Source organism: Algoriphagus sp. TR-M9, assembly GCF_027594545.1.
In the GTDB taxonomy this organism is placed as follows: Bacteria; Bacteroidota; Bacteroidia; order Cytophagales; family Cyclobacteriaceae; genus Algoriphagus; species Algoriphagus halophytocola.
In genome coordinates this window covers 4280249-4291437 of sequence record NZ_CP115160.1, presented here as the reverse complement: position 1 = coordinate 4291437, position 11189 = coordinate 4280249, and the positions used below count along the sequence as shown (strand labels likewise).

Below are 11189 nucleotides of genomic sequence, written 5' to 3'. Positions count from 1 at the left end.
ACTCTGGGGGCCGGCTTGCAAAAGCTGGCTTTCTAGTTTTATTTACAAAGAATTAAAATGATAAAGGAAAACTAAAACGCCGGTAAACGCCGGTTTTTTCTGGTCTTTGATTTCCAACTTCACTTCTACCTCAGCTTTTACCGTGCCACGGAGATTGGCTACATTTTTCAGTTTGGCTACCAGGCGGACTTCACTGCCCACTACTACCGGAGTAGCAAACCTTAAAGACTCTATCCCATAGTTGATCATCATTTTGAGATTTCGCACATCCACGATTTGTGACCAAAGGTGCGGGACTATACTTAGCGTGAGGTAACCATGAGCGATGGTATTTCCAAAAGCCCCTTGGGATTTCGCTTTTTCCGGATCCGTATGAATCCACTGATGATCATGGGTAGCATCTGCGAAAAGATTGATCTGATCCTGAGTGATTTGGAAGTATTCTGAAGTGCCTAGCGGCTGGCCATTATGTTTTTCAAAATCCTCAAAACTTCCGATGATCAATGCAGACATGTCTCTATTTTATTTGGTAAAGCGCCAAATTAGAGAAGTTTTGGCGGGATATACAAGTTATTTAATGGGATAGGCCATCGTATCATTGGCCAAATGGATTAAGAAAATTAACCAAATATTATCATTCCACTTTTTAGTTTTACTAAAAAAAACTTCTACTTTGGTGCATGTTTTTATCACCCCTTTCTTTAGTTAACATTCTGTTTGCTCTTGCTTCATTTGGTGAAGTTATCGATCAAAATGAGGCTATTAAAAGTAATGAAGATCCTCTTATTTATTCTTTATTAGAAGAGAATCAGCGGATTGAAATCTTAGATAACTTTGAGGTAATCCATAAAATAGAGCAAAAGCACACCATTTTATCCCATGAAGGATTGCGCCATGCATTCACCTCTATTTTTTACGATAAGCTGAACTCTATCGAGAATTTCCAATTGCAGGTAATAGATCCGGCAAGTGGAAAAACGCTAAGCAAAGCAAAAACAAAGGATATGGTAGATGCTGCTATTTATTCCAGAAGCAGCATTTTCGATGATAACCGGCATAAGTATTATGAAGTAAAGAGCCATCAGTTTCCCGTGGAGGTTCATGTGGAAATTGAAACTAAGGCTTCCAGCAATTTTCAACTTGATGAGTGGGTGCCTGTTCATTATTACAATCAGAAGGTTACGAAATCTACTTTGACGGTGGTATATCCGGAGCAGATCGGCTTGCGCTATAAAGCCCTGAATTTGCTCGGAGAGCACACTGAAAAGAAGAATGGCAATCAGATAGAAATGACCTGGGTGGAAACCGACCTTCCGGTACAATTGCCGGATTTGAAGAAGGAGGATGACCATAAGTTACTTTTGGCACCGCTGAGTTTTGCTTTGGGAGATTACGTGGGCACCATGGAGGATTGGGCAGGTTTGGCAGCTTGGCAGTACAAATTAAATGAAGGGAGAAGGTCACTTTCTGAGGATTTTGAGGAGAAGCTTCATGAAATGGTGGCCGGAGTTGAATCTGACTTTGAAAAAGTGCAGATCCTGTACGATTACCTGCAAAAGAATTATCGCTATGTCAGCATCCAATTGGGCATAGGAGGATGGCAAACTATGTCGGCTTCGGATGTAGTGAGTTATGCATACGGGGATTGTAAGGGCTTGACCAATCTGATGCAAGCCATGCTAAAAGCGGTAAATATTCCTTCTAATTACACCTTGGTTTATGCCGGTGAAAATGCCGATGACATAGAAACAGACCTACCTTCCAATCAATTCAACCATGTGATTTTACAGGTTCCTCTTCAGGAAGGAAAGGACCCCGTATGGCTGGAATGCACTTCCAATTCCCTCCCGGCTGGATTCCTGGGCAGTTTTACTAAAAACAGGCATGTCCTCGTCATTACAGAAGACGGGGGATATTTGACCAAGACTCCTTCTTACAACTCCTTTGATTGGAATGCGATTCATAGCCAAAATGAGGTCAAGATCGATGGGTCTGGAAATGCCACCATTGCTACCCAAATGAAAATTGACGGGAATTTCGCAGAAGATTTGCTGGGTGTACAGCGATACTTGGACAGTAGGGAGCAGAAGGATTACCTCCATAGAAACTCGCCTGTGTCCGGTTTGGTGATCAATGAATATCAGTTGGAGCTTGAGCGTAAGGACTCTCTGCTTATTGCGGGATTGAGCTACGATGGGTTCATTCAGCGCTTTGTTCAGAATACCGCCAAAAGGATGATTTTGAAGCCTTTCCTCGGTAAACTCACCGAAGACATGCTGGTGAATAATTCTCTAATGCAGGTCGATGAATATCAAATTGAACTTCCGGAAGTCATGGAGGCAGAAAATCTCGCCGAGCTATTAGTACTGGACGAGGAAGGAGTGCATGTAACCCTGAGCAGCTCTTTAGAAGGTAAAAATCTCAGTGTAAACCGTGAAATAAAACTGTCCTTATCCGATGATTTTTCGGAGGAGGATAAGGAGGAACTCATCCGAAAAATAAATGCCCTAGGTTCTACCAATTTCTATTTTATAAAAAACACATCAGCTTTAACACATGAATAAAACAGTACTGACTTTTGCACTGACTTTTCTATCATTGGCATCTTTTTCCCAGACTTTAAAATTTGGCAAATTTGAAGAAAGTGAGCTCTCTCTTTCCGAGGTTCCCTTCGAACCAGATGCTCCTGCAGTGATTTTGGCCACCCAGGGCAGTTCAAAGTTTGGATCCGGCTTACTGGAAACCAGCAATTTTGTAAGAATAAAGATACTGGCTGAGGCTGGAAAAGAATACGCTGATGTACGGGTTCGCTACTATTCAGGGGATAGCAATACCGAAAGCATCAATCGAGTAAAAGCCCAGACCACAAACTTTGTAGATGGCAAAGAGGAAGTCACCAAGGTCTCAGGAGATGGGATTTTTACCGTTGATCTGGCAGATGGATATAAGGAAATGCGGATCACCTTTCCCAATGTGCAGGTAGGTTCTATTATAGAGTATCAGTACAGTAAATTTGATAAGAACCTCACATTTATAGACGGCTGGACTTTTCAAAATGAGATACCTACCCTCTACAGCAAATACGAAATCAATATTCCGGAATCCCTGGATTATAGATCTATAGGGCAAGGAGAGAACTTTTCGACTAACGTAGAGAAAACCGATGAATATGGCAATTATGGCTGGATTTTGAGAGACCTGCGCTCTGTCAAAGAAGAGCCCTATATGAAAAACTACCGAGATTATGTGGATCGTATAGAATTTCAACTTGCGCGATATAAGACTAACTCCACTACATCCGGCATTGGATGGGAGGACGTGCTGAACACCTGGGAAGTACTGGGAGATGAGGTGATTTCGATTTATTCCCAAAATGGATATTATAGAAGCAATCCCATTGAGAAGGAGTTTTTGGACGTGGATTTGTCTGGTGCCACAGAGGCTGAGACTGCAGAAAAGGCCTATTATTATGTGAGAGACAATTTCAAAATTGTAGGTGAAGACTGGATCTATCCCGAGCAAAACTTAAATCAACTGTTGAAATCAAAAGTTGGTAGTCCATTGGAGGTCATGCTTACTTTGATGGGCGTACTTAAGTCTGTAGGAATAGCCTGCGAGCCGGTTTTGATTGGCAGTAAGGGCTATGGAAGGAGTAATTTGGTCCCTTTCCCTTTCCTGAATCAATTTGATGAGGTGTTACTTTTGGCTGTTTTGGACGGAAAACCACAGTTTATTGATCTCTCACTTTCGGATGCACCATTTGGGTATGTGGACTTAGACAAGCATGTGAAAGGTGGTCTATACCTGGCGGAAAAGGAAAGCAAACTGATTCCTATAGAAATTCAGCATAATTCCAATACGGTATATTACAGCCAAGTGGCCATCAATGAGGAGGGTGAGCTGGTGATGAAAAGCTCACACAGAAATTACATGTACCGGGGATTAAATCTATCCCACCGAATCGAATCCATTCAAAAGAACCAAGAGTCTTTGGAAACGCTTTTCAAGAAAAATGCTGCGGTGGTTTATGAAGATTTCAAAGTGGAAAACGAACTTCAGGAGAAGGATCACCTTACGCTGTCATTTCAGATGAAATACCCTGAATCCCATAATAAGGACATGCTTTTATTTAACCCTATAAAATTTTCAAATTTCTCCGAAAATCCATTTACGCAGGAGTACAGGATTTTTCCGGTAGATTTTGGATATGCTTTTTCAGAAACCTACAATACCATGATCAGTGTTCCTGAGGGCTATGAGGTCGATGATTATCCACTGGAAGAAAGTATTGCCATTCCGGGTGGATATGTACAGTTTATTTATTCTTCAAAGCTACTCGGTAACAATCTCAATATCTCGGGTAGATTGGTGGTGAATAATCCACTGATTCCGGCCAGTGAATATCCGAATCTGAAATATTTCATGGAAAGTGTCGCTTCAAAGCTGGCTGAACCCGTGGTCTTGAAAAAGAAATCAGATCCTATTCCTTCTATTTAGAAGGGGGGCTTTTTGCTGCATTCGGCTCCGGATTGCTTACTTTAGACAGATGCTTCGTTAGATTTCAAAATTCCAGCTAATGCTCAGGCGGGTGGTTGAAGTACCAAATATCAAACTTAAATAGCATGAAACTCTTTCGTTGGCTTTGGAGGATTGTTTGGAAAATCACCCTGTGGTTTTTGATTATTTCTGTAGGGTTGACCTTAGTCTATCGATTTGTTCCTGTGCCTATCACCCCATTGATGGTTATTAGGCTGGTGGAGCAGGGATTGGATCCGGATCAGAATATGAAGCTGACCAAAGATTGGGTTTCACTGGATGAAATTTCCAAAAATGCTCCCCAGGCGGTCTATGCTGCTGAGGATCAAAAATTTTTGACCCACCATGGTTTTGATATTGAAGCCATGAAGAAGGCTTGGGAAAACAACAAAAAAGGCAAGCGGATCAAAGGGGCAAGTACCATCACTCAGCAGACAGTCAAAAATGTCTTTTTATGGCCTTCCAGAAGTTATTTGAGGAAGGGAATGGAGGCATATTTTACCGTATTGGTGGAGTTGATCTGGCCCAAGGAGCGGATCATGGAGGTGTACTTGAATGTCATTGAAATGGGGGATGGAATCTATGGGATAGAAGCAGCTTCGCAAAGCTATTTTAACGTGCCGGCTTCCAAACTGTCCCGTGGGCAGGCGGCGCTGATAGCAGCAGTGCTTCCCAACCCCAGACGCTGGTCACCTGCTAAACCTACGCCGTACATAGTGGGGAGAAAGGCTTGGATTTTGACACAGATGAATAATCTGGCTCCTTTGGAAATGGGCAATTAAGTGTTGAAATCTAAGGGTTAAAATTGGATTAAACGAGGATGTAATTTTTGACTAGCTGTTACTTAAAGTGTCGTAAATTTGAGTTGGCAATGGAAAAATGCCCATTCTATGTCTGACAAAATTTTCTATTAAACCTAAAAGTTTTGTCAGCATATTTTTTCTCTTGTGATTCGGTGGAAGAGTAAGTCTTGAGTAACAAAAATATGCCTTGGATCACGCTATTTGTACATTAAAAAATGCAAGGATTTTTTATCCACATTTTCGTTAATTTATCCACACTTGTCCACACGGTAGTTTCAACTAATTAAAAATCAATAGATTAGGCTATAGTTTTTAAAGGAGATTTTGTGGATAAAGAGCGCTAACTTGAAAAAAAGTGCAAAAACCTCTTCAAAAAAGGTGGATAAATTTGAGTTCCAAATATTATTCTTTTTTTGGATTATCCTTCCTTTTGTTTGATGAGTTTTTTACGGTAAGCATTGAAGATTCTAGACTTCGAAACAAAGCCAAAATACTTACCATCCTCAATCACTGGTAAATTCCAAGCACCGGATTGTTCAAATTTCTCCATGGCTTTTTGCATATTTTCAGTAGCCAATAGGATTTCTGGGGGGCTATGCATCAGCTGTCTCACCAGCACGGTGTCCTGCTTTTCCCGATCAAACATGATGTCACGGATGTCATCCAATGTGATGATGCCTCTCAGGGATTTCTGATCATCCACCACAGGGAATATATTTCGTTTCGATATTTTCACCAGTCCGATCAAATCCTTCAATTTAGAATCTGGATGGATGGGTAGTAGGTCTTTTTCAATTACATGGCTGATACTGATGAGGTCCAGTAGTTCCTGATCTTGTGATTCTGGGAGTTGCCGACCTTTTTCCTTCAGCTGCGTCATGTATAAGCTATCTTTTTGGTAGGATGTTTTGGTAATGTACGAGATGGCAGAGACAAACATCAGCGGGACGAAGAGTTCATAGCCTCCGGTGATTTCGGCAATCAAGAATATCGCTGACAGGGGTGAGTGCTGTACGCCTGCCATCACTCCGCACATGGCTACCAAAGTGAAGTGTGCCAGAGGCAAAGGAAGGTGCAGCCCTAATTGATTGTTGGAATAAGCAAAGACAAAGCCCACCAAGCCCCCTGCGTATAGAGACGGGGCAAAGATCCCTCCGCTTCCCCCCGCACTCAGCGTCAAAGCTGAAGCTATGGGTTTGACTAGAATGATCAGGGTTAGAAAAATTATAATCAGATAGGGCGATTCCAAGACAGAAAAGAATGGACTTCGTTCTAAAATTTGGTTAGAGTTTCCATCTATAAGCATATTCAGGGTATCGTATCCTTCTCCGTAGATCGGCGGAAAAAAGAACACGATGATCCCCAGTATGGCACCACCGTAGAGGATCCTCAGGATCTGACTTTCCAGGCCATCCATGAGGTCTTCTGTCCGCTTCACAGCTACACTGAAATAAACCGACACCAACCCGCAGACAATACCCAGCAATAAGTAGTATGGCATGTGAGATGCTTGGAAAGATTCCGTCAGCTTAAAATTAAAAACCGAATCCTTTCCTATAAGGACCATGGAGGTAAGGGAGCCGGTGACTGTGGCGATGAGTAGTGGAATGAAACTGGCGGTACTGATTTCCATCAAGATTACTTCTATCGCAAAAATCACCCCTCCAATAGGAGCTCCGAAAATCGATGAGATGGCCGCCGCCGCTCCACATCCAATCAGCAAAGTTCTTTTCTTAGCATTCAGGTGGACCAGGCTCCCTACGTTTGACCCTATGGCAGAGCCCGTGACCAGCATAGGAGCTTCCAATCCTACAGACCCACCAAATCCCACCGTAAGTGAAGAGGTAAATACGCGGCTGTAGGTTTTGACCCGGGCGATGATGCTTTGTTTTTTAGAAATGGTAAAAAGAATATCCGGAATGCCATGTCCTCCATAATCTTTGAAAATATACTTACCCACAAGGTAGGCCGCGGAGATCCCTATCAGCGGATAGATGATATACATGAAGTTGGCATACTCCGTGTAAAAGTCTTCGGTCAGAAACTTTTGGATGGCGTGAACGCCTTGCTTCAGGATTACCGCTGCCAAACCAGACAATATTCCGATGATCCCACTGAGAATCAGAATAAAGGTTTGGTTGCTCATGTGTCTGAGCCGCCAGATCAAAAGACGAGTGATAAAATCTGTTTTAGCCAAAATATTAGTTTGCAGCCTGCTTTAAAATGTAAATTAAGGAAGTTGGGGTCTAATGAAAAGTAATTGAATTATTCTTTGAGCAATTCCTGATCTAGCGCTATCGTGCACTTTAAAATAAGATTTGTAGCATTGACAAAAAACTCCTGATCTATATTTTCAAATGAGTCGCTTGGCTTATGGTAATCTTTATGATCTTCTACCCCGAAATAGATATGAGGCACATTTTCTTTGAAAAATGCCCCGTGATCAGAGGAGTTTGTCCAGTTGTCCCTCCCCGTATTGGGTTCATCGTGTCCAAATTTTAAGATTGGTTTATTTCCCGAAGCCGCCTCTTCTAAAATCGTTTTGAAAGTAGGGTAATAATAAGTGCCAGAGGCATATAGCTCCCCATTTTCATTTCTGGAGATCATATCCATATTGATGTTCAACACAATCTGATCCAGCGCATACGGGAAGTCCTTCACCAATGCTTTTGCCCCTTGTAGTCCCATTTCCTCGCCATCGAGTGCCGCAAACATAATTCCATGCGCGGGACGATGTGCCTTGAAATACCTGGCCAACTCCAAAAGTGCGGCTGTTCCAGAGGCATTGTCATCTGCGCCGTTGTAAATGGAGTCTCCTGCTGAGTCCGCCCGACCTATTCCCACATGGTCATAATGTGCAGTGATGACGATTAGTTTTTTCGAACTGCTTCCGGGAATGTAAGCTATGATATTGGCTGCCTGATCGTAAACTTTATTGTCTCTCCTGCCTTCAAAGGAAAATTTCTGGATATAATCGGGATATTGTGTCGCCAGATCTAGACTTTTGAACTCGTTCAAGATATATTCTCTAGCTGCGAGATTTCCTTGGCTTTGGGTTTTTCTCCCTTCCAGCTCATCAGAGGATAGGTATGCGATATGTTCGATCAGCTTTGTTTTGTCAATAGACTGGGCTTTGGCCAGGTGAATTGAAAAAATTAACAGACAACTTAGACAGTATTTGATTGCAACTTGCATCTGGGATAGTATTTTGCGTTATGTATATTGGTAAAATTAATAAGCTAAGTGAATCGCTGGTCTGAATTCATGAAATATCTCTTCATAGTACTTATACTTTTTATTTCTTCAGCGGTGCTGCGTGCCCAGGGGACTCTGCCCGAGTCTTTTTTTGATGGGAAATCCATTGTTTTTATCTCTGCAGATCCTTCTGCCAGACCGATTATGACCTGGATGGAAGTGGCTGATAGTGTTCATCAAGCCCTAACAGCTGCAGGAGGTGATCCTGTCGCTTATTTTGAATTGGAAAAAGTAGCTCTTTCAGAAGCAGTACAAGCTGATTATGCGCAGTATTTTGGAACTAGGCTGATTAAAAACATCGTATTGGTGACACGCCAGAAAAACCAGTCCAGTATCCATGTAGGCCCATTTACCGGGGATGCCAAAATGATCCCTTCTACCTCGCTATATGGAATTCAGGCTCAGGGTTTAGAGGAAACGTTGAGTCAGTTTGCAGGCATTGGAGAGGCGAGAGAAACTAGGAATTTGTTGGTTATCGATGTGCCTGAATTCCTGACGATCAATCAAGAGCAGATCTCTTCGCAGCAAAAGTTTTTGGCGAGAAATCCCTTGAACCTGGATGTATTCAAATTGGGAATCCCCATAGCTGGTTCATCTGCGGAAACCGGCCTCTTGAGCTACTTCAGGTATGATATGTACGGCAAGTCTCCCGAGGCCATACTGGCGGAGCAGGATGCCCAAAAAGCCGGGATCAAAAGTATACTTGACCGGGAATATCCATATGATGTAGAATGGCTGACAGAAGCCAGATCAAATCAGGAACTCATTCAGGATAGAATACAATTTTTACTGGTCAAAGTAGAAGGCCGGGAGGCAGATCTGATGAAAAGTATGGGGGTGGAATCAGCAGGAGCTGAGCCGTCTCAGCAAATTGTAGTCAAATACTACATCAAACTCATCGTGAGGGATGAGCTCTACATAGGTCCAGAATGGGATGCAGACCCGGACTGGCGAGTGGCTTTAGAAAACTTTCTGAAAAACCTGAAAAAAGTAGGCCTCTCCGAGGAGAGGCCATAAGCTACTTAATTTTAGGGGTGATTAAAGCAACTTCTACTTTTCTAGCTCATCCATCACGAATTGGAATAATTCGTGTGTATTGGATAAATCAAAGGATTAAATTTCAATTATCCAATAATAGGTAAAATATTTTCCATTTGTTAAAACTTCTTGAAAAAATTTTCAAAAAGAATCCATTTCAATATATTTCTTTATTGATGAATGGGATCAGTGCTAATATAATTGCCTGACTATAATAGGATTGCCTAGTTAATACGCCTTTGGTGAGTATGCCTACTGATCCTCCCTGCTGTTTGGAATTATGCTGGGAAAAGAATTGGTCATCCGCTTTACCTAGCTCCAAACCGGCATGGACCAGGTCTGCCACAGCTTGTGGGAGATAAAATGTCCCGGTTTTGGCCTTGCCGTGCTTGCCCGCCTTGTCTTCAATGTATATCCAGGCAAAAGCATACATTCCATTGTCATCGTCGGCCACTCCCCCTTCTATCCCCACCCAATAATCGGCTTCTGGAAAAGTCCTTTTGGCATTCATGACCCTGTTTTTGGCTCCTAGGTAAGTTTCTTTGTCACCATGGGGCTGATCAGGTACCTGAGATGCTGCACTGATGCCATTGACCAGATAGTTTCTGTTGAATGTTTCAGCAAATGCAATTTCCGTGCAGGCTATTTTGACGGGGTTTTTACTACCCACGATGATCAGGGGTTTTTCTGTGGGTCGGAAATTTTCTCTTTTGGGGAAATTCATAAAAAAAGGCCCGGCAAAAGCCTAGGCCATATTGGTGAATATTTGGTTCACATCATCGTCTTCTTCCATTTTATCAATCATCTTGTTGATGATTTCTTCCTGCTCTTCCGTTAGTTCGGTGAGAGTGGTAGGGAAGCGCTGGAAATCCGCACTGATGACTTCTATTCCTTTTTCTTCTAAAGCTTTTTGCATCACACCAAAATCCTCGAATTCAGTGTAAACGAAAATCTCTCCTTCATTTTCGTCAATATCTACTAATCCAAAATCGATTAGCTCCAGCTCCATTTCTTCCAGGTCAAGTGCATCCTTCGCAAAGCGGAACACAGCTCTTCTGTCAAACATAAACACCACCGAACCGGAGGTTCCCAAAGATCCTCCAGCCTTCGAAAAGTAACTTCTTACATTAGCCACTGTTCTGTTGATATTGTCTGTGGAGGCCTCGACTACTACAGCTATACCAAATGGCCCATAGCCCTCATATACTACTTCTTCGTAATCTTTTTCGTCTTTGTTGGAAGCACGTTTGATCGCAGCTTCGATTCTGTCCTTAGGCATTTGGGCGCCTTTGGCGTTTTGGATGATGGTCCGCAGTTTGGGGTTGGAGGCTGGGTCAGGTCCGCCGGATTTCACCGCCATTACGATTTCTTTCCCTAGCCGCGTAAATACCTTGGACATCTTGTCCCAACGCTTGAATTTTCTCTCTTTTCGGAATTCAAATGCTCTTCCCATAGTTCTCGTTATTTGGGTGGTAAAAATAGTAATTCTTTTCGTTTAGGTAGAAATATGAACGATTCTAAGCAGAGAATTTGTTAATTGAACAGTCAAATGAGCCC

At 42.4% G+C, this 11189-nt stretch carries 9 protein-coding genes; 4 read left to right on the top strand and 5 right to left on the bottom strand.

Going from position 1 to position 11189, the window contains the following annotated elements; genetic code table 11:
- Positions 1-42: 42 nt before the first annotated feature.
- Positions 43-513 carry a MaoC family dehydratase gene (locus PBT90_RS18270; RefSeq protein WP_264807935.1) on the bottom strand — a complete coding sequence of 157 codons (471 nt, stop codon included), beginning with the start codon at positions 511-513 and terminating at the stop codon, positions 43-45.
- Positions 514-680: 167 nt separating this feature from the next.
- On the opposite strand from PBT90_RS18270, the gene PBT90_RS18265 reads away from it, so the two are divergent.
- The 3 genes from PBT90_RS18265 to mtgA all read left to right on the top strand — a co-directional run bounded on the left by PBT90_RS18265 (position 681) and on the right by mtgA (position 5318).
- Positions 681-2564: a transglutaminase-like domain-containing protein gene (locus PBT90_RS18265; RefSeq protein ID WP_270130531.1), complete on the top strand. Its 1884-nt coding sequence runs from the start codon at positions 681-683 to the stop codon at positions 2562-2564.
- A complete protein-coding gene (locus PBT90_RS18260) occupies positions 2557-4497 on the top strand; it encodes a DUF3857 domain-containing protein (protein WP_270130529.1) in 1941 nt (646 codons plus the stop codon). The genes PBT90_RS18265 and PBT90_RS18260 overlap by 8 nt, the downstream gene beginning before the upstream one ends.
- A 125-nt stretch (positions 4498-4622) precedes the next feature.
- A complete protein-coding gene (gene mtgA, locus PBT90_RS18255) occupies positions 4623-5318 on the top strand; it encodes a monofunctional biosynthetic peptidoglycan transglycosylase (protein ID WP_270130527.1) in 696 nt (231 codons plus the stop codon).
- Between the two features lie 439 nt (positions 5319-5757).
- Here mtgA and PBT90_RS18250 read toward each other — a convergent pair whose 3' ends face one another.
- A complete protein-coding gene (locus PBT90_RS18250; protein WP_264807931.1) occupies positions 5758-7485 on the bottom strand; it encodes a chloride channel protein in 1728 nt (575 codons plus the stop codon).
- Between the two features lie 119 nt (positions 7486-7604).
- On the bottom strand, positions 7605-8534 hold the full coding sequence (locus PBT90_RS18245) for a M28 family peptidase (RefSeq protein WP_270130525.1): 930 nt from the start codon (positions 8532-8534) through the stop codon (positions 7605-7607).
- A 69-nt stretch (positions 8535-8603) separates the two neighbouring features.
- Here PBT90_RS18245 and PBT90_RS18240 point away from each other — a divergent pair, with 69 nt between their 5' ends.
- Positions 8604-9611, top strand: a complete 1008-nt coding sequence (locus PBT90_RS18240; RefSeq protein ID WP_264807929.1) for an NTPase — start codon at positions 8604-8606, stop codon at positions 9609-9611.
- A 178-nt stretch (positions 9612-9789) separates the two neighbouring features.
- Here the strand turns inward: PBT90_RS18240 and yjjX are convergent, their stop codons facing one another.
- Positions 9790-10356 (bottom strand): inosine/xanthosine triphosphatase, encoded by a 567-nt coding sequence (gene yjjX / locus PBT90_RS18235; protein ID WP_264807928.1) that lies wholly within the window; start codon positions 10354-10356, stop codon positions 9790-9792.
- Between the two features lie 21 nt (positions 10357-10377).
- The gene (locus PBT90_RS18230) at positions 10378-11085 is read right to left on the bottom strand and encodes a YebC/PmpR family DNA-binding transcriptional regulator (RefSeq protein WP_264807927.1); all 708 of its coding nucleotides are present in this window, start codon (positions 11083-11085) and stop codon (positions 10378-10380) included.
- Positions 11086-11189 lie beyond the last annotated feature (104 nt).

Bases quoted from the DNA above. Each gene is read 5' to 3' on its own strand.
- PBT90_RS18270 (WP_264807935.1), bottom strand. From the start codon at position 513: ATGTCTGCATTGATCATCGGAAGTTTTGAGGATTTTGAAAAACATAAT.
- PBT90_RS18265 (WP_270130531.1), top strand. From the start codon at position 681: ATGTTTTTATCACCCCTTTCTTTAGTTAACATTCTGTTTGCTCTTGCT.
- PBT90_RS18260 (WP_270130529.1), top strand. From the start codon at position 2,557: ATGAATAAAACAGTACTGACTTTTGCACTGACTTTTCTATCATTGGCA.
- mtgA (WP_270130527.1), top strand. From the start codon at position 4,623: ATGAAACTCTTTCGTTGGCTTTGGAGGATTGTTTGGAAAATCACCCTG.
- PBT90_RS18250 (WP_264807931.1), bottom strand. From the start codon at position 7,485: ATGAGCAACCAAACCTTTATTCTGATTCTCAGTGGGATCATCGGAATA.
- PBT90_RS18245 (WP_270130525.1), bottom strand. From the start codon at position 8,534: ATGCAAGTTGCAATCAAATACTGTCTAAGTTGTCTGTTAATTTTTTCA.
- PBT90_RS18240 (WP_264807929.1), top strand. From the start codon at position 8,604: ATGAAATATCTCTTCATAGTACTTATACTTTTTATTTCTTCAGCGGTG.
- yjjX (WP_264807928.1), bottom strand. From the start codon at position 10,356: ATGAATTTCCCCAAAAGAGAAAATTTCCGACCCACAGAAAAACCCCTG.
- PBT90_RS18230 (WP_264807927.1), bottom strand. From the start codon at position 11,085: ATGGGAAGAGCATTTGAATTCCGAAAAGAGAGAAAATTCAAGCGTTGG.